The 18,043-nt window shown below is 69.8% G+C and carries 17 protein-coding genes and 2 pseudogenes; 11 read left to right on the plus strand and 8 right to left on the minus strand.

Translation table 11 applies throughout. The features are described 5' to 3' along the window. Window positions 1-171: 171 nt before the first annotated feature. A pseudogene (locus SGFS_RS36885) lies at window positions 172-384 on the minus strand (low molecular weight phosphatase family protein); the annotation flags it as partial. Between the two features lie 720 nt (window positions 385-1,104). Beyond that, on the minus strand, window positions 1,105-1,839 hold the full coding sequence (locus SGFS_RS36890) for a GntR family transcriptional regulator (RefSeq protein ID WP_286256506.1): 735 nt from the start codon (window positions 1,837-1,839) through the stop codon (window positions 1,105-1,107). 192 nt (window positions 1,840-2,031) lie between these two features. Here SGFS_RS36890 and SGFS_RS36895 point away from each other — a divergent pair, with 192 nt between their 5' ends. Together SGFS_RS36895 and SGFS_RS36900 are read left to right on the plus strand one after the other, a co-directional pair. Next, window positions 2,032-2,856 carry a hypothetical protein gene (locus SGFS_RS36895; RefSeq protein ID WP_286260256.1) on the plus strand — a complete coding sequence of 275 codons (825 nt, stop codon included), beginning with the start codon at window positions 2,032-2,034 and terminating at the stop codon, window positions 2,854-2,856. Beyond that, window positions 2,853-3,533 (plus strand): class F sortase, encoded by a 681-nt coding sequence (locus tag SGFS_RS36900; protein ID WP_286256507.1) that lies wholly within the window; start codon window positions 2,853-2,855, stop codon window positions 3,531-3,533. The genes SGFS_RS36895 and SGFS_RS36900 overlap by 4 nt, the downstream gene beginning before the upstream one ends. 117 nt (window positions 3,534-3,650) lie before the next feature. On the opposite strand, the gene SGFS_RS36905 is transcribed toward SGFS_RS36900, so the two are convergent. From SGFS_RS36905 to tsaD, 3 genes are all read right to left on the minus strand, one after another. Continuing rightward, window positions 3,651-4,361, minus strand: a complete 711-nt coding sequence (locus SGFS_RS36905) for a MucR family transcriptional regulator (RefSeq protein ID WP_286256508.1) — start codon at window positions 4,359-4,361, stop codon at window positions 3,651-3,653. A 131-nt stretch (window positions 4,362-4,492) separates the two neighbouring features. Continuing rightward, window positions 4,493-5,059 carry a GNAT family N-acetyltransferase gene (locus SGFS_RS36910; protein WP_286256509.1) on the minus strand — a complete coding sequence of 189 codons (567 nt, stop codon included), beginning with the start codon at window positions 5,057-5,059 and terminating at the stop codon, window positions 4,493-4,495. Continuing rightward, window positions 5,059-6,132: a tRNA (adenosine(37)-N6)-threonylcarbamoyltransferase complex transferase subunit TsaD gene (gene tsaD, locus SGFS_RS36915; protein WP_286256510.1), complete on the minus strand. Its 1,074-nt coding sequence runs from the start codon at window positions 6,130-6,132 to the stop codon at window positions 5,059-5,061. The genes SGFS_RS36910 and tsaD overlap by 1 nt, the downstream gene beginning before the upstream one ends. Window positions 6,133-6,329: 197 nt before the next feature. Between tsaD and SGFS_RS36925 the strand changes: the two are divergent. Beyond that, window positions 6,330-6,996 (plus strand): annotated as a pseudogene (locus tag SGFS_RS36925) (cobaltochelatase subunit CobN); the annotation flags it as partial. A gap of 230 nt (window positions 6,997-7,226) precedes the next feature. On the opposite strand, the gene SGFS_RS36930 reads toward SGFS_RS36925, so the two are convergent. Further along, entirely contained in the window at window positions 7,227-7,679 is a 453-nt protein-coding gene (locus SGFS_RS36930; protein ID WP_286256511.1) for a Fur family transcriptional regulator, read from the minus strand. Window positions 7,680-7,821: 142 nt separating this feature from the next. Here SGFS_RS36930 and SGFS_RS36935 point away from each other — a divergent pair, with 142 nt between their 5' ends. Both SGFS_RS36935 and SGFS_RS36940 read left to right on the plus strand, forming a co-directional pair. Next, window positions 7,822-8,463: a superoxide dismutase gene (locus SGFS_RS36935; RefSeq protein ID WP_286256513.1), complete on the plus strand. Its 642-nt coding sequence runs from the start codon at window positions 7,822-7,824 to the stop codon at window positions 8,461-8,463. 205 nt (window positions 8,464-8,668) lie between these two features. Then, complete coding sequence (locus SGFS_RS36940; RefSeq protein ID WP_286256514.1) at window positions 8,669-9,784, plus strand: substrate-binding domain-containing protein; 1,116 nt, start codon at window positions 8,669-8,671, stop codon at window positions 9,782-9,784. Here the strand turns inward: SGFS_RS36940 and SGFS_RS36945 are convergent. Further along, window positions 9,741-10,214 carry a MarR family winged helix-turn-helix transcriptional regulator gene (locus SGFS_RS36945; RefSeq protein ID WP_286256515.1) on the minus strand — a complete coding sequence of 158 codons (474 nt, stop codon included), beginning with the start codon at window positions 10,212-10,214 and terminating at the stop codon, window positions 9,741-9,743. The two genes, SGFS_RS36940 and SGFS_RS36945, sit on opposite strands and share 44 nt — an antisense overlap. A gap of 405 nt (window positions 10,215-10,619) precedes the next feature. Between SGFS_RS36945 and urtA the strand changes: the two genes are divergently transcribed. The 5 genes from urtA to urtE all read left to right on the plus strand — a co-directional run bounded on the left by urtA (window position 10,620) and on the right by urtE (window position 15,488). Beyond that, the gene (gene urtA, locus SGFS_RS36950) at window positions 10,620-11,873 is read left to right on the plus strand and encodes an urea ABC transporter substrate-binding protein (protein ID WP_286256516.1); all 1,254 of its coding nucleotides are present in this window, start codon (window positions 10,620-10,622) and stop codon (window positions 11,871-11,873) included. 90 nt (window positions 11,874-11,963) lie between these two features. Beyond that, entirely contained in the window at window positions 11,964-12,851 is an 888-nt protein-coding gene (gene urtB / locus SGFS_RS36955; protein WP_286256517.1) for an urea ABC transporter permease subunit UrtB, read from the plus strand. After that, a complete protein-coding gene (gene urtC / locus SGFS_RS36960; protein ID WP_286256518.1) occupies window positions 12,848-13,996 on the plus strand; it encodes an urea ABC transporter permease subunit UrtC in 1,149 nt (382 codons plus the stop codon). Before urtB ends, urtC begins: the two co-directional genes overlap by 4 nt. Next, the gene (urtD, locus tag SGFS_RS36965) at window positions 13,993-14,790 is read left to right on the plus strand and encodes an urea ABC transporter ATP-binding protein UrtD (RefSeq protein WP_286256519.1); all 798 of its coding nucleotides are present in this window, start codon (window positions 13,993-13,995) and stop codon (window positions 14,788-14,790) included. Before urtC ends, urtD begins: the two co-directional genes overlap by 4 nt. Before the next feature lie 5 nt (window positions 14,791-14,795). Beyond that, window positions 14,796-15,488: an urea ABC transporter ATP-binding subunit UrtE gene (gene urtE / locus SGFS_RS36970; RefSeq protein ID WP_286256520.1), complete on the plus strand. Its 693-nt coding sequence runs from the start codon at window positions 14,796-14,798 to the stop codon at window positions 15,486-15,488. 56 nt (window positions 15,489-15,544) lie between these two features. On the opposite strand, the gene SGFS_RS36975 is transcribed toward urtE, so the two are convergent. Continuing rightward, window positions 15,545-16,303 (minus strand): metallophosphoesterase, encoded by a 759-nt coding sequence (locus tag SGFS_RS36975; protein WP_286256521.1) that lies wholly within the window; start codon window positions 16,301-16,303, stop codon window positions 15,545-15,547. 126 nt (window positions 16,304-16,429) lie between these two features. Here SGFS_RS36975 and SGFS_RS36980 point away from each other — a divergent pair, with 126 nt between their 5' ends. Further along, on the plus strand, window positions 16,430-18,028 hold the full coding sequence (locus SGFS_RS36980) for an ABC transporter substrate-binding protein (protein ID WP_286256523.1): 1,599 nt from the start codon (window positions 16,430-16,432) through the stop codon (window positions 18,026-18,028). The last annotated feature ends 15 nt before the right edge of the window (window positions 18,029-18,043 follow it).

Raw genomic sequence — 18,043 nt, forward strand, 5'->3', positions numbered from 1 at the left:
TCTCCGGGCGAACACCGTCGGTGTGGTGGAGCCGTCCAGGACGGCACCGCACACCGAGGTCTTCGTGTCTCACCGTAATGCGCGGCTGACCGTTCACGGCGGGCGGCTGCTGGTCGAGCGTGTCCGCGCGGCCCGCCCGCCGGGCGGACGACGGGGATGTGACGACAGGCCCTGGCCGGAGTCGATCTCCGTGATCAGAGCCTCGACACGCTTCTTGATCTCGTCACGGATGGGGCGTACGGACTCGATGCCCTTGCCTGCCGGGTCCTCCAGAGGCCAGTAGAGGTACTTCCGGCCGGGGAACACCGGGCATGCGTCGCCGCAGCCCATGGTGATGACGTGGTCGGAGGCCTGGACGGCCTCGGCGGTGAGCACCTTGGGCCGGGGAGGGGGAGGCCGCCGAGCGGGTGGAGCTGACGTTGCCGGAGACCGGGGTGTGCGGGGGATCGGGGCTGTTCGACGAGCCTGGTGCCGAGGGTGCGGAAACGGGGTCCCGGCCCCCGCGCCCGGGGACCGTGGCATGCGGAACAAGCCGTTCTGCGGGTATGACCCGCGGTCTCTTCTGTGCTTGCCTCAAGCTTCCCGTCGAGCCCGCTGAACCGACCCTGACCAGCAAAAATGCCCTCCCGAAGGAGGGCGGAGAGAGGGGCGCCCCCGGCAGGACTCGAACCTGCGGCCAAGCGCTTAGAAGGCGCTTGGCGAGGACATGGCTGCTGTGCCTCTGACCTGCGCCTACGTAATGCCCTGACCGGCCGTCAGCGAATTTTCCGGCTTTCTCGGGAAGGATTGCACCGGCCCCGAGTGGTGGGCTTCTTCGGGCCGGGCAGGAGCACCCCGAGCCACGTCGGTTCGCCCTTGCTCGACTGGGTCGGTAGACGTGGCACGAACACCGTAGGGACCGGGTGGTCTCCTTGGTCGCCTGGCTGGTCGGGGAGTCCGGTGCGGCGGCGGTCTGAGGTGACTCAGAGGTACTCGTGGGCGGCCCTTCGGGGATGTGGGGGTGCTGCGTACAGGTGGGTGTGGGTGCGGTGGGCGGTGGGGCGGCTCCGGCAAGGGGCTCCGGCAGCCGGGGAGTTGAGGGGCCCGGGCGCGGTTCCCGGGCGTTCAGGAGCGGTCGGCGTGCAGGGCCATCTGTGTCATGGCGCGCTGGGCGTGTTCCAGGACCGCGGCCGTCGAGTCGCCGAGGTGGGCGTGCAGGGCGTGGTGGGCGGCGTCTAGGTGGCCGGCGCGGACCAATTCCATGATCTCGATGTGTTCGGTGACGGTGGCCTTGACGCGGTCCTGGGTGAGGAAGTCGTACATCCGAACCCGCCGGCCGCGCTCGCCGGCCGCCACGAGCGCGTCCGTGAGGGCGGGGTTGCCGGAGGCGCGCGAGAGTTCGGCGTGGAAGCGCTCGTCCTGGGCGACGAAGCGTGTGTCCGGTGTCGGCGGCTGTTCGCGCATCGCGTACCAGCGGTCCAGTTCGGTCGCGATGACGGCCGGATCGTGACGGATGGAGGGGTCCTCGATCGCGCGGGCGATCCCGCGCAGTTCCAGGGTGATCCGGAGTTCGTAGAAGTCCTTGAGCCGGGTGAGGCTGGGGATCGTGACGAAGTACCCGCCGTCACCGTGCTCGATCAGACCGTCGGAGGCCAGCCGCGCCAGTGCCTCGCGCACCGGGGTTCGCGACACCCCGAACCGAGCGGCCAGCCGCATTTCGGCCAGCCTCTCGCGTGGGCCGAACTCGCCGTCGAGTACGGCCGCGTGGAGCTTCGCGTAGACCGCCTCACGCAGGGAGGGAGCCGGTGGCGCAACCGCGTCCGGCGAGGTGTCCGAGTGCGTATACAGCTGCGAATCCATGGGTGGACACGCTAGAAACCGCTTGTTTCCCGAGGAGTCCAAGGGCCGTGAACGGCTTGTTTCCGTGCCCTCGACCGACGTTCACCCGCTTCGTACCGGCTCCTTTGAACACGCGGACGCCTTGCTGCGTTCCATGAGTAACTGCGAATGACTTGCAATAAAGGGTCTCCGCCCCCTTGGAAAAGGAACGAACTGATGTCCAAGCGAACCGGCCGTCTCGCGGCGCTCGCCGCTCTGCCCGCCGCCGTCCTCCTCACCGTCGCCGGGTCCTCCCCGGCGCTCGCGGAGGAGGACACCCCGGCCTACCAGATCGACCTGGAGCAGCTGAACGACTCCGGTTCCAAGGGAACGGTGCTGCTGAGCGCGCGCGGGACCGAGCTCACCGTGTGGATCAAGTCCGAGGGCATGGTGCCCGGCCAGCCCTCCGCGCAGCATCTGCACGGGTCGACGGAGGGGCACGACTTCGTGTGCCCGGACGACAGCGCGGACACCGACGGCGACGGGATCCTGAACAACACCGAGGCCACGGTCCACTACGGCGACATCAACATCGCGCTCACCGTCTCGGGGGACACCGACGCGGCGACCAGCGGCCTGGCGGTCGACCGGATGCCGGTGGCCGATGCGGAGGGGAAGATCGCCTACAAGCGGACGATCCCCGTCTCGCAGGACGTGATCGACCACATCAAGGACCTGCACGTCGTCCAGCACGGCATCGACCGCAACGGCAACGACAAGTACGACTTCGAGGGCGCCGGCAAGAGTGAACTCGACCCCACGCTGCCCCAGGAGGCCACGGCCCCGACCAACTGCGGTGAGGTCAAGGGCGCGGCGGTCGGCTCCGTCCCGGTCGGCGGGATCGAGACCGGCGGCGGAGCCACCGGGGCGGGCATGTCCCCGGGCGTGATGATCGGCGCCGCCGGTGCGGCCTCGGTGATGGTGGCCGGCGTACTCTTCGCCGTCCGTCGGCGGACGGTGTCCGGCAGCGCGGCGGTGGAGACCGGGGGTGCCGCGTGAACCACTCGGCCACGAGCGCACGGGCCCGGGGGCGGCGCGTCCCCGTCGCCGTGATCGCCGCTGCCACCGCGACGCTGCTCCTGAGCGGCTGCGCGGGCCAGGACACGGCGGATTCGCAGACGTCCCCGGGGCAGAGCGCGGGCCTCGCCACGGGAAACGGCACCACGGCCGACGGCCAGGCACCGGCCACGGGCTCGGGCGCCGGTCAGGCCGTCGCGGCGCTGGACCGGTCGGTGCCGCAGCGGGTCGTGATCCCCTCCCTCGGTGTGTCGAGCAAGCTGGAGACGCTGGGCCAGAACGCCGAGGGAGCGATGACGACCCCGAAGGACCCCGATCTGGCGGGCTGGTACGAGCCGGGCACGACCCCCGGTTCCCAGGGACCCGCGGTGATCGCCGGGCATGTCACCTTCAACGGCGCGGACGCGGTCTTCAAGAAGCTGAAGACGATCGAGGTCGGGGCTGTCGTCGAGGTGGAACGCGAGGACGGCAAGATCGCCTCTTTCACGGTGGACCGCGTCGAGGAGTACGAGAAGAAGGCGTTCCCCACCCTGGAGGTCTACAAGAACGTCGACCACGCGGGGCTGCGACTGGTCACCTGCGGTGGCGAGTTCGACGCGGACCGGCACTACTACCCCAACAACGTCGTGGTGTTCGCCACCATGACGGGCGTCGTGTAGGCGGTCGGGCGGTTCGGGCAGTCGGGCAGTCGGGTGGCCGAGCGGCCGAGCGGCCGAGCGGCCGAGCGGCCGAGCGGCCGAGTGGTCGAGCGGTCGGCGCAGAGGATCGCCGAAGGCTCACCGGGCGCCGATCCGGGCCGCCACCCAGGGGATGCTGCGGCCGGTGACCGCCGCCAACTCCCGCAGGGTGGCGCCTTCGTCGCTCCGCTCGCGCAGCCACAGCTTGATGTCCCGGGCGCCGACCCGCTCGGCGGCGGCCCGTTCGTTGAGCAGGACGCGTGAGCGTCGCCCGGCGGCGGAGTTCTGTCCGGTCGGGCGGATCTCGATGCCGTGCTCGACCAGCAGACGCCGCAGCCGGGCCTTGCCGATGGCGAGGGAGCGTGCCGTGGCCTCGATGCTGTTCTGCCGCTCGACGTACACGACGCGCAGTGCCTGCCCGAGGTCGGTGAATCCCGCCGCCCGCAGCGCTGCCATTGTCCGGTCGATGGCGGCCCGGTCCTGGGTACGCCGGCCGGAGGCCAGGCTCTCCCGGCGCACCAGGCGCAGTTCCTCCGGCTCCGCCTGTCTACGGGCGGAGTCCCGGCGTCTGTGGGCCAGTTCACCGGAGCGGGCCATCGCGCGGCCCGCCGCGAAGCGCTCCTGTGCCTCCGGTGAGGCCCGGTATCCGGCACGCCGGGAACGGGACTGCTCCCCGGAGAAGGATCGCGCGCTCAGTGCCCGGGTGCGCAGCAGCCCGAACTCCTGCCGGTACTCCGCCGCGGTCATCCTGTGGGCGCGCAGGTGCGCGCCGAGCGAGCGGAAGGCCCGCCCGCACACATGGCAGATCACGGTGTCCGTGGCCTCGTCGCGGATCAGGCGGCCGAAGTCGGGGTGGCCTTCCCGGAGTTCGGCCTGGTCGCCGTCCCGTGTCCGGGGGGCGGGTCATGGCCGTCTCTCGCCCGACCGCGCGCTCCCGCACCTCACAGGGGCTCGGCGGCCAGAGCCCGGGCGGGATGACGCGGGCCGAGGAAGACGACGATGCCCTTGCCGTCGGGGGAGGGGTGGGTGGCCTGGGTCCAGCCCTGGCTGCGGTAGAAGGTGACCGCCCGCGGTGACCGGACGGAGGTGAGCAGCCAGGAACGGCCCTCGGGGGCGTCTTCGGTGACCGCCTCCAGCAGTTCGCCCGCGAGACCGGTGCCGCGGGCCTCGGAGCGGACGGCGAGTTCGTCGATCTCCCGGGAGCCGCAGAGCCATTCCACGGTGTGCCGGGTGCCGAGACCGGCGGCGGCCTGCGGATAGCAGCGTTCGGTGGGGAAGGGGGCGAGTGTCGTCCAGGCGGTGGCGAAGCCGATGACCTCCGGGCCGGTGAAGGCGAGGGCGGCGGTGAATCCCGGGCGCCGGACATTCGTCGGCAGGCGGCCCGCGAACTCGACAGCCTTCTCCGGGTCCTCGTTCCAGGGCGGGGCGCAGAAGGCGTCGACGTAGAGGGAGTGCAGGGCGGTGGTGTGGGCGAGGAGGTCGGCGCCCTTGAAGATCCGGATGCTCATCAGGCCACCCCCGCCAGGGAGGCCGCCGGGGAGGCCGCCGGGCGCAGGGCCGCGTACTCCAGGGGCGCCGACGGGTCGATCGACACGTCGAGTGGTGCCGGTTCGGCGCCGGAGCGTACGAGGAGGTCGCCGACGGCGGCGATCATGGCGCCGTTGTCGGTGCACAGCTTCAGGGGCGGTACGCGCAGGGTGATGCCTGCCTTCTGGCAGCGTTCCTCGGCGAGGGAGCGCACGCGCGAGTTCGCGGCGACCCCGCCGACCACGACGAGCGTGCCGACGCCGTGCTCGACGCAGGCCGCGACCGCCTTGCGGGTCAGCACGTCGGCGATGGCCTCCTGGAGCGAGGCGGCGCCGTCGGCCACCGGCAGCTCACGGCCCGTGTGGCCCTCCGCCCAGCGCGCTGCGGCCGTCTTCAGCCCCGAGAAGGAGAAGTCGTACGCATGATCGGACGAGCCGGTCAGCGGGCGGGGAAAGGGAACGGCGCGCGGATCCCCTGTGCGCGCGGCCCGGTCGATGGCCGGACCGCCGGGATACGGCAGCCCGAAGACCCGCGCGACCTTGTCGAAGCACTCCCCGGCGGCGTCGTCGAGGGTGTCACCGAGGTGGACGATCGGATCGCGGGCCAGGTCACGGACGAGGAGGAGCGAGGTGTGACCGCCGGAGACGATCAGCACCATGCAGGGGTCCGGCAGCAGCCCGTGCTCCAGGGTGTCGGCGGCCACGTGACCGGCGAGGTGGTGGACGCCGTACAGCGGGACGCCGAGCGCGTACGCGATGGTCTTCGCTCCGGCCAGGCCCACCTGAAGGGCCCCCGACAGGCCCGGCCCGGTGGTCACCGCGACAGCGCCGACGTCGGACAGCCGCAGCCCGGCCATGTCCAGCGCCTGCCGGATCACCGGCCGTACGGCGTGTACGTGCGCGCGGGCGGCGATCTCGGGGACGACGCCGCCGAAGCGGGCGTGCTCGTCCATGCTCGACGCCAGCGCGTGGCCCAGCAGTTGACCGTCCCGGACCAGACCCGCGCCGGTCTCGTCGCAGGACGACTCGATCCCGAGCACGACAGGTGAACTCACCCCTCCACCCCTTCCTGCATAGCAATAGTTATTGCGAATAGTGTGCAATAAGAAGCCTGTCTTGTGTACCCGATCAGGGAAGTGCTGGTCACCGCCCAGTAGAGTGCGCCCCTGTTGTCCTCCAGAGCTCGACCAGCTCCAGCCCCTGCCGTCACCGTCGTCGGGATCGGTGCCGACGGCTGGCAGGGGCTCCCGGACCCCTCCCGCGTGGCACTGCGCGAGGCCGAGGTCCTGATCGGGGGCTCGCGCCGGCTGGATCTGCTGCCGCCGGAGTGTGCGGCAGGGACGAACTCGCCGCCGACGTCATCGTCACCACCGTCCTGGCCGTGGGCGGCGCCAGGCCCGCCGAGGCGTCGGCCAGCGGCGACGAGTCCTGGGGCGCGGGTGCCCTGACCGGCCTCGACGTACCGATCCTCCAGGCCCTGTGCCTGACCGGCTCGCGCGCCCCTGGGAGGGGAGTGGCAAGGGTGTCCCCCCGCTCGACGTGGCCAGCCAGATGGCCGTGCCCGAGTTCGACGGCCGCCTGACACCGTGCCGTTCTCCTTCAAGGAGATCGACGCCGACGGTCTTCCGGCACACGTCGCCGACCCCGAGCGAGCGGCCCGCGTCGCCGGAATCGCCGTACGTCACGCGCGACTTCGGCACATCACGTCCGCCGAGAAGCGCCTCGCGCTCGTCCTGTCCGCCTATCCGACCAAGCACTCCCGCACCGGCCATGCCGTCGGCCTGGACGCGCCCGCCAGCGCGGTGGCACTCCTGCGTCGACTTCGCGAGGAGGGTTACGGCTTCGGCGACACGGGCGTACCCGGGCTGGCCTCCGGCGGCGGCGACGAGCCGATCCGCGCGACCGCCGGATCCGGCGGTACTGGAGGAGCTGCGTCGGGTGTACCTGGAGACGGAGGGCGACCTCGAAGGTGAGGGATGACGAACACGGAGGCTATTGCGAACTATTCGCAATAGCCTCTAGATTGCAACAAGTGGCCGGCCGGTCGATCTCATCGGATCGGAACTGCCGACACGTCGTGGGTGCGGGGCGTCGTCCCGCCTGACAGCGTCCGTTCCATGGACGCCGCCTCGCACCCGTCCGGCCTCCTTCAGCGGCCGCAACGTGCGCACCGGCCGTAGACCAGCAGCGATCCCGAGGCGTCGGGCCGCAGTCCGGTGAGCGACTCGATCGTTCCCACCGCCTCCGTCAGATGCTCGCTCGCGACCGCCGCGACAGCGCCGCACTCCTGGCACACCGCGTGGTGGTGCGGCTCCCCGGTGATGCCGTAGCGCACCGCTCCGAGGCCGTGCACCGCATGCGTCAGGCCCACGGCCGTCAGCGACTCCAGCGTCCGATAGGCCGTCGTGTAGTGCACCGCCTCCCCGGACCGGGCCAGCCGGGCGCACGCTTCGGTGGTGGAGAGATGGTGTTCCGGTGTGCTGAACAAGCCCAGTATCCGCAGTCGGCTCGGGGTGCAGCGCAGACCGTGCAGCCGCAGCAGCGCACGGGGTTCGGACCGTGCCGTCAAGTCGTGACGCGCCGACCGGGAGCCCCTGTTCACGCCATGCCACCTTCCTCGTGTGGGACCGCTCCCGCTGTGACACGGCGAAAATCCTAGGTCCAATGCCTGATCCGCAAGGTACCCTTCCTGCTGCTAGCGTGCAGTTGCATACCAATGGCAATAACGTCGGAGGACGTCGGACATGGCGGTTTACACGCTCCCGGAGCTCCCGTACGACTACGCGTCGCTCGCCCCGGTCATCAGCCCCGAGATCATCGAGCTGCACCACGACAAGCACCACGCGGCGTACGTGAAGGGCGCCAACGACACGTTGGAGCAGCTCGCGGAGGCACGCGACAAGGAGTCCTGGGGCTCCATCAACGGCCTGGAGAAGAGCCTCGCCTTTCATCTCTCCGGCCACATCCTGCACTCCATCTACTGGCACAACATGACCGGCGACGGCGGCGGCGAGCCGCTGGAGAAGGACGGTGTCGGTGAGCTCGCGGACGCGATCGCCGAGTCCTTCGGCTCGTACGCCGGCTTCAAGGCGCAGCTGACCAAGGCGGCGGCCACGACCCAGGGTTCGGGCTGGGGTGTTCTCGCCTACGAGCCGCTCAGCGGACGGCTGATCGTCGAGCAGGTCTACGACCACCAGGGCAACGTCGGCCAGGGCTCCACCCCGATCCTGGTCTTCGACGCCTGGGAGCACGCCTTCTACCTCCAGTACAAGAACCAGAAGGTCGACTTCATCGACGCGATGTGGGCCGTCGTCAACTGGCAGGACGTGGCGAAGCGCTACGCCGCGGCGAAGGAGCGCGGCGACAGCCTCCTTCTCACGCCGTGACGGCGTAGCACCCCCTGAACGTCCTGCCTCGTGATCGTCTTCTCAACCTTCACCGGCAGGCGGCATGACGAAGGGCTCCCGCAAGAGCGTGACTCGCGGGAGCCCTTCCGTCGTGGCGGCCGACCCGGGGCCGCGCAACTCTACGAATCGGTCTCGATCCGGGCGGCGGCTTGGGTTGCGGGGGCGGTGCGGCAATCATGAGGCCATGTACCGCCCTGTCCGCTTCCATACCCCCGAGTGGTTCACGGCCGACGACTCGACGCTGAACGTCGCGCTCGTGTACCCGATGCAGGGGCCCGCAGGGGTGTTCGGTCCCACCTGCGAGGCGTGTGCGCGGCTGGCCGCCGAGGAGATCAACAAGGCGGGCGGTGTCCTGGGCAAGGAGCTGCGGCTTCTGGAGGTCGACGGCGGGGCCGAGCCGCAGCAGGTGGCGGAGGACGTCGAGGCCCTGGTGTCGACGGGAACGGTGCAGGGTGTCACCGGCTGGCACATCTCCTCGGTGCGGCAGGCGGTGGCTCCGCGGATCGCGCACCGGGTGCCGTACGTCTACACGGCTCTGTACGAAGGCGGCGAGCGCACTGACGGCGTCTACATGACCAGCGAGACCCCCGCATGGCAGCTGCTGCCCGCGATGCGGCTGCTTGCCGAGTCACGCGGGGTGCGCCGCTGGTTCGTCGTCGGCAACAACTACGTGTGGCCCCGGCACACCGCCCGGGCCGCTCGCCGCTACGCGCGCGACTCCCGCAGCAGGGTCTGCGGCGAGGCGTACCTGCCCCTCGGCGCCGACGATTTTCACGACGTGCTGCGCCGGATCGAGCGCGCCGACGCCGACGCCGTACTGATGCTGCTGGTCGGCAGTGACGCGATCCGCTTCAACCGGGCCTTCGCCGCCTCCGGGCTGGATCAGCGGTGCCTCAGGCTGAGCACACTGATGGACGAGAACATGCTGCTGGGCAGCGGCCCGGAGGCCACCGTCGACCTCTACAGCACGGCCGGGTTCTTCGCCTCACTGGCCGACCAGAACACCATGGACTTCCACGGCCAGTACGCCGACCGCTTCGGGGTGACCGCCCCGACCCCGGGCAGTCTCGGCGAGTCCTGCTACGAGGGCGTCCTGCTGCTCGCCGCGCTCATCGAACGGGCGCGCACCCTGGACGTGTCCGCCATCGGGGCGGCAGCCGGCACCGTCTCCTACGAGGGCCCGCGCGGCCTGCTGAGTCTGGACGGCCGGCATGTGCGCCAGCGCATCTACCTGGCGGAGGCGGACGGGCTCGACTTCAACGTCCTCGCCCAACTGCGCCCTCCCCACGACCTGTTGTGATCCTGCCGCCCTCCAGCGCTTGGGCCAGCCGGTCCAGCAGGGTGTCCAGCCGCTCTCCGGCCTCGTCCGCGAGCAGGGGTTCCAGCTCCGCCCAGTCGGCCCGTACTCCGCGGACCAGTTGCTGCCAGCGTTGCGTGCCCCGCGGTGTGAGGTGGGCCAGGACACGGCGCCGGTCGGCGGGATCGACACGACGGAACACCAGATTCTGGTCGACGAGTTGGTCGATCAGCTTGGTGAGGCTCGGCGCCGGCAGGAAGGCGTGTTCGGCGAGGGCCGTCATGTTGTGGCCCTGCCCGTCGGAGAGCAGGTCGAGGACCCGCCATGCCTCCACCGAGCAGTCGAACTCGTCCAGTACGGACTGCACTCGGCGAACGGAGAGACGTTCGGCCCGTGTCAGCAGATGGAGCAGTTCCTGGGGCCGCCTTGCCATCGCACTCCTCCGCTCGAAGCCCTGGTCCCCGGTGAGGGGTTGAACGGAGCCTACCGTCGAGCACCTCACGCCTGACAAGAGGTATGGGAAAACAGATCCTTTCCGCAGGAAGCGTTAATTGCCGTCGGTGAGATGCCGTCTGCTGTGCATCATCGGCGATAGTCATTTCTCCTTGACCGCATTTTTACTTCCACTGGAAACTGTTCCTAAATTACGCCGAAACGCAGCGGAAACAGTTCCGCCGCAGGCTGTGGACGCACTTCAGCGACCAGCCCGGACGGCACCCCGATACGGCTGGGGGATCCGCGCGCCAAAGCCGCCGTTTCTGAAGCGTGCTCCGTCGATTCCCTCCCCAGAGTTTTTCCGCTCTCTTCGCACCGCCCCTTCGGGGCATGGAGGTTTTGTATGTCCGGGCTCAGCATCAGCAGACGTGGCCTGTTGGCCGGTATCTCGGCGGCCGGCGCGGCAGCGGCCCTCAGCGCCTGTGGCGCGAAGACCGGCAGCGACGCGTCGTCGGACTCCGCCGCCAAGGCCGACACCTCCGGCAGCACGGTCAAGGTGGGTCTGCTCAACTCGCTGTCGGGCACGATGGCGATCAGCGAGGTCACCGTCCACAACTCGCTGCTGCTGGCCGTCAAGGAGATCAACGCGGCCGGCGGTGTGCTGGGCAAGAAGCTGAACCCCATCAGCCAGGACGGCGCCTCCGACTGGCCGACCTTCGCGGAGAAGGCGGAGGCGCTGATCAAGGATGACAAGGTCGTGGCCACCTTCGGCTGCTGGACCTCGTCCAGCCGCAAGGCGGTCAAGCCGGTCTTCGAGCGGTACAAGTCGCTGCTCTTCTACCCCGTGCAGTACGAGGGCCTTGAGGAGTCGCCGTACATCTTCTACACCGGCGCGACCACCAACCAGCAGATCGTCCCGGCCCTCGACTACCTGAAGAAGCAGGGCCTGACCAAGCTCTACCTGGTCGGCAGCGACTACGTCTTCCCGCGCACCGCCAACAAGATCATCAAGGCGTACGCGAAGGCCAAGGGCATGACGGTGGTCGGCGAGGACTACGCCCCGCTGGGCTCCACGGAGTTCGGCACGATCGTCAACAAGGTCAAGGACTCCGGCGCGGACGCCGTGTTCAACACCCTCAACGGTGACAGCAACGTGGCCTTCTTCAAGGAGTACAAGTCCTCCGGACTGACCGCGAAGAGCATGCCGGTCCTGTCGGTCTCCATCGCCGAGGAGGAGGTGAAGAGCATCGGTACCCAGTACCTGGAGGACCAGCTCACCGCGTGGAACTACTACGAGACCACGCCCGGCGCGGCCAACACCAAGTTCGTGGCGGCCTACCAGGCCGAGTACGGCAAGGACAAGCCGACCTCCGACCCGATGGAGGCCGCCTACATCTCCGTCTACCTGTGGAAGGAGATGGTCGAGAAGGCGGGCTCGTTCGACGTGGCGAAGGTGAAGGCCGCCTCGGACGGCATCGAGCTCGACGCCCCCGAGGGCAAGGTCACCGTCGACGGTGCCACCCAGCACGTCTACAAGACGGCCCGGATAGGCAAGGTCGGCGCGGACGGACTCATCACCGAGGTGTGGAACTCGGGCAAGCCGATCAAGCCGGACCCGTACCTCAAGGGCTACGACTGGGCCTCCGGCCTGTCCTGACCTCCGGCCCCACCCGTGGCGCGACCCGGCCTCCGCACAGGCCGGGTCCGCCCCGCGCCCGCACGCCCGTCCCCGACCCGGAGCCGCTTCATGACGGTCATCCTCAACCAGTCCTTCACCGGCATCAGTATCGGTGCCGTGCTCCTGCTGATCGCGCTCGGCCTGACCCTGACCTTTGGTCAGATGGGCGTGATCAACATGGCGCACGGCGAGTTCATCATGGCCGGCGCCTACACCACCTATGTCCTGCAGAAGTCCATCAGCAGCGCGGGTGCCTCCCTCCTCGTCGCCCTGCCCGTCGCCTTCCTCGTCGCCGGCGCCATGGGCGTGCTCCTGGAGTGGCTGCTCATCCGCCGCCTCTACACCCGGCCGCTGGACACCCTGCTGGTCACCTGGGGCGTCTCCCTGATGCTCCAGCAGCTCGCCCGCGACATCTTCGGCGCCCCCAACGTGCAGACCCGCGCCCCGGATCTGCTCACCGGCAACATCTCGGTCGGCGGCGGCATCACCCTCGCCAACAGCCGGCTGTTCATCCTCGGCCTCGCCCTGCTGAGCGTCCTCGCCCTCACACTGATCCTGCGGACCACCCCACTCGGCCGGCGCATCCGGGCCGTCGTGCAGAACCGGGACCTCGCCGAGGTGTCCGGCATCGCCACCGGGCAGGTCGACCGGATCACCTTCTTCATCGGCTCGGGCCTCGCGGGCGTGGCGGGCGTCGCGCTCACGCTCGTCGGTCCGATCGGCCCGACGATGGGCACCAACTACATCGTCGACGCCTTCCTCGTCGTCGTGGTCGGAGGCATCGGGCAGCTCAAGGGCAGCGTGATCACGGCCTTCGCGCTCGGCGTGCTGCAGTCGGTCCTCGAATACTCGACGACCGTCAGCGTCGCGAAGGTCATGGTGCTCGTGGCGATCGTCGCCTTCCTGCAGTGGCGACCCCAGGGCCTGTACACACTGCGCACCCGGAGCCTGGCATGACGACGCCAACGACGACAACGACGCCAACGACCACTTCCACGGCGCCCCCCGTAGCCCTGCTGGAACGCTTCCGCGTCCCCGCCGGCTTCGCGCTGGGCGCTGTCCTCCTCCTCGGCATCGCCCCCCTCGCCCTCTCCGACTTCCGCCTCTCACTGCTCGCGAAGTACCTGTGCTACGCGATCGTGGCAGTCGGCGTGAGCCTCGCCTGGGGCCGGGGCGGGCTCATGGTGCTCGGCCAGGGCGTCTTCTTCGGCCTCGGCGGCTATGCCATGGCCATGCACCTCAAGCTCGCCGACGCCGCCGCGACCGGCGAGACACTCCCCGACTTCATGCAGCTCTACGGCACCGGCGACGGCCTGCCCTGGTGGTGGGCGCCGTTCGCCAACCCGGCCTTCGCGCTCGCGATGACCGTCCTGCTTCCCATGGCGGTCGCCGCGCTGCTCGGCTTCTTCGTCTTCCAACGCCGGGTGAAGGGCGCCTACTTCGCGATCCTGAGCCAGGCACTGGCCGCCGCGCTCGCCATCTGGCTGGTCGGCCAGCAGGCCACCACCGGCGGCACCAACGGCCTCACCGACATGCAGGGCTTCTTCGGCTACTCGCTGGACGACCCGGTCAACCAGCGGATGGTGTACTTCATCATCGCCGCCGTCCTGCTCCTCCTGATGGCCCTCGCCCGCCAGCTGTTCGTCAGCCGCTACGGCGAACTCCTCATCGCCGTACGGGACTCGGAGGAGCGTGTCCGCTTCCTCGGCTACAACCCGGCCAACGTCAAGCTCGTCGCGTACGTCGTCGCCGCGGGCATGGCGGGACTGGCGGGCGCCCTGTTCGTCCCGGCGGTCGGGATCATCTCCCCGGCCCTGATCGGGATCGTGCCGTCGATCGGCTTCGTCATCGGCGCCGCGGTCGGCGGGCGGGCCTCGCTGGTGGGCGCGGTGCTCGGAGCGATCGCTGTGGCCTGGGCACAGAGCACCCTCTCGGACGCCTTTCCCGCCGCGTGGACCTACCTCCAGGGCCTGCTGTTCGTCGTGGCGGTCGGGTTCCTGCCCGGGGGGCTCGCTTCCCTGGGCGTCGTCCTGCGCAAGCGCCGTACCGGCACTGCTACCGGTACCGCCACCGGTACTCGTACGACTGGAGAGACAGCATGAGCGGCGAGGGACTGACCGTCCGCGACCTGCGGGTGACGTTCGACGGCTTCACGGCCGTCGACGGTGTCGACCTCGACATCCGCCCCGGCGACCTGCGCTTCCTCATCGGCCCCAACGGCGCCGGCAAGACCACGCTCGTCGACGCGGTCACCGGACTGGTGAAGTCCACCGGATCGGTCCGCTTCGGCGGCGAGGAACTCATCGGCAAGCCGGTGCACCGGATCGCCCGCATGGGTATCGGCCGTACGTTCCAGACGGCCACGGTCTTCGAGGAGCTCACGGTCCTGCAGAACCTCGACATCGCGGCCGGTGCCGGACGGGGTGTGTGGACGATGCTGCGGCGTCGCAAGGACATACCGGAGGCGGTGACCAGGGCGCTGGAGACCACCGGCCTCACCGACCTGCGGGACCGCCCCGCCGGAGTGCTGGCCCACGGGCAGAAGCAGTGGCTGGAGATCGGCATGCTGCTGGTCCAGGACGTGAAGCTGCTGCTGCTGGACGAGCCCGTCGCCGGCATGAGCCACGACGAACGCGAGGCCACCGGCGAGCTGCTGCAACGGGTGAGCGAGGACCACACCGTCGTCGTCATCGAGCACGACATGGACTTCATGCGCTCCTTCGCCCGCAGCGTCAGCGTCCTGCACGCGGGCAAGGTCCTCAGCGAGGGCTCGGTCGCCGAGGTCCAGGCCGACCCCCGGGTCCAGGAGGTCTACCTCGGGCGCGCCTCCGAACCCGAACCCGAGCCCGCACCCGAACCGGCCGCCGTTTCCGTACCCGCCACCGAGGAGACGTGACACCCATGCTGGAGATCAACACCGTTCGGGCGGGGTACGACCGCACCACCGTGCTGCACGGCGTGACCGTCAAGGTCCCGAAGGACGGCGTCGCGGCGGTCCTCGGCCACAACGGCGCGGGCAAGAGCACCCTCCTGCGTGCCGCCATGGGCCTGATCAGGCCGACCGGCGGGACGATGCTGCTGGACGGCGAGGACATCACCCGCCTCGCCCCGCACCAGCGGGTCGCCCGGGGCATGGCCTACGTCCCGCAGGGCCAGCAGTCCTTCCCGCATCTGACCACGGCCGAGAACCTCCAACTTGTTGCCGACGGACGGGCGGACGGCAAGGAGGCGATCGCCGAGGCCCTGGACCTCTTCCCCGTCCTGCGCGAGCTGTCGGCGCGCCGGGCCGGTCTCCTCTCCGGCGGCCAGCGCCAGCAACTCGCCATCGCCCGTGCTCTGGTCACTCGTCCGCGGCTGCTCCTGCTGGACGAACCGACCGAGGGCATCCAGCCGTCGGTGGTCGCCGAGATCGAGGAGACGATCCTGGCCCTCGCCCGGCGCGGCGGTCTCTCCGTCCTCCTCGTCGAACAGCACGTCGGCTTCGCCATGCGGGCCGCCCAGCACTACTACGTCCTGGAGGCGGGCCGCGTGACCTCCTCGGGCGAGGGCGGAACGGGCGCCGAGCAGAGCGTGCGGGCAGCGCTCAGCGTCTGAGGCGGCGCTCAGCGTCTACGGGTGATGGGTGGCGCTCAGCGCGCCACCGGTTGCCGTCAGAGGACGACGCGGGTGTGGGAGACGAGCCGTTCGCCGTCGAAGACGTGCAGGACGAAGGCGGGCGGCCGCTCGAAGTCCAGCGCGTCGTCCTCGGACCACTCCTCGGGAAGCACCAGCTCACTGGGCATCATCAGCGTTGAGACGACACCCGGGGCGACCACCAGCGGCAGCCCCGCGAAAACCGCCGAAGCGGCCGTGTGGGCATGCCCCACCAGCACGGCCTTCACCTGGTCGTGGCGGCGCAGAACCCGCTCCAGCCGCTCCGGGTGGTTCAACCTGATCGCGTCGACGGACGGCAGGCCCAGCGCGATCGGCGGGTGATGCATACCGACGAACACCGGCCCTTGTGCGCGGGCGAGTTCCGACTCCAGCCAGTCGATCGTCGCGTCGTCCAGGTGGCCGTCGTGGCGTCCGGGGATGCTGGAGTCGCACAGCAGGATCGTGAGCCCGTCGATGCGCAGCGTCTGGTTGACCGGCCCGGCTCCGTCCCTCCCCACGTGATCCAGGAGCACCTTGCGGAACTCCGGCCGGGAGTCGTGGTTGCCGGGGCAGACGAGGGTGGGCGCGGCGTACCGCATCGCCTCACGGGCGATCTCGTACTCCTCCACCAGGCCGTGATCGGCGATGTCCCCGGTGACGACGACGGCGTCGACGGGGGTGGGGAGCCCGTTGAGGTAGTCCCGTACCCGCATGGCCCGTTCCACGCTCTGCTTGCTGCCGCCGATGTGGATGTCGCTCACGTGGGCCACGAGCACGGTGCCTCCCAGGGCAGGACTGCCGAATTGCGTAGATCAGTCTATGGACTGATCTGCGACTGTCGTGGGTAATCCCAATTGCAACTAGTATGCAAAAACATTTTGGCTGCAATAAGGGGTGGACGCATGACGACCCGTTGGATACGAGGCGCCGCCGTGGCCGCGGCGATGGCCGGCGGGGTCGCCGCATGCTCGGCGCCCGGCGGTGGTACCGGCGGCGGTTCCGGTGGTGGCACGTCCGCCGACTCGGTGGTGATCGGAGTGGCCTCGGAGCCGGACACGCTCAGCCCTCTGCTCGGCTACGGCAAGGACGGCAACTCCAAGCTCTTCGACGGTCTGCTCGCCCGGGACGCCGACCTGAAGCTCACACCCGCCCTGGCGAAAGCGCTGCCCGAGGTCGCCGACGACGGCCTGACCTACACCTACACCCTGCGCGACGGGGTCGAGTTCAGCGACGGTGAGCCGCTCACGGCCGCCGACGTGGTCTTCACCTACGAGACCGTCCTCGACGAGAAGACCAACAACACCTCCCGCACCGAACTCGACGCCATCAAGGAAGTGAAGGCGGACGGCGACGACAAGGTCACCTTCACCCTCAAGTACCCCTACGCGCCCTTCGCCGGCCGCACGGTCCTGCCCATCGTCCCCGAACACATCGCGGGGAAGCAGGACCCCAACACCGGCTCCTTCAACACCGAGCCGATCGGCACCGGCCCCTACGTCCTGTCCGCCTGGAGCAAGGGCGAGAAGCTCACCTTCAAGGCCAACCCCCACTACTGGGGCGGCGCGCCGAAGGTGAAGACGCTCACCATGGCGATCATCGAGGACGACGACGTACGCGCCACCCGGCTGCGCTCCGGCGACCTGGACGGCGCGATCCTCCCGCCCAACCTCGCCGCCGCCTTCAAGAACGACAGCGACAGGAAGACCTACGACGCCAAGTCCTACGACTTCCGCACCGTCACCCTCCCCACCACGAACAAGGTCACCGGCGACCGGGCGATCCGCCAGGCACTGGACGCAGCCGTGGACCGCGAGGCCATGGCGGACAAGATCCTCGACGGGGCCGGCCGCCCGGCCTACGGGCCGCTGCCCGTCGACGACCCCTGGTTCACGAAGGGCATCGAACGCCCCCAGGACCTGGACAAGGCCAAGCAGATCCTGGACCGGGCGGGCTGGAAGGCCGGCGCCGACGGCGTCCGCGCCAAGAGCGGCCAACGAGCCGCCTTCACCCTCCTCTACCCCTCGGGCGACAAGGTCCGCCAGGACCATGCCCTCGCCTACGCCTCCGACGCCAAGAAGGCCGGCATCGACGTGAAGGTGGAGAGCGCCACCTGGGAGGTCATCGAGCCGCGCATGAAGGACGACGCGGTCCTGGCAGGCGGCGGCAGCACCGGCGACCCCGACTTCGCCCTCTACACCCTCCTGCACTCCTCCCTCGCCGGTGACGGCTTCAACAACATGGGCCGCTACGACAACCCGGCCGTCGACAAGGCCCTCGACACCGGCCGCCGCAGCCAGGACGAAGCGACACGCAGGGCGGCGTACGACACGATCCAGCGCGAACTGGTGAAGGACCCCGGCTACACCTTCCTCACCCACATCGACCACGTCTACGTCCTCGCCGACCGCTGGACCGGCCTGACCACCCAACTGGAGCCGCACGAGCACGGATTTGCCAGCGGCCCCTGGTGGAACCTTGAGGACTGGCAGCCCAAGCAGTGAGCCCACTGCCCTGGG

The sequence above is a fragment of the Streptomyces graminofaciens genome, from assembly GCF_030294945.1.
Classification (GTDB): domain Bacteria; phylum Actinomycetota; class Actinomycetes; order Streptomycetales; family Streptomycetaceae; genus Streptomyces; species Streptomyces graminofaciens.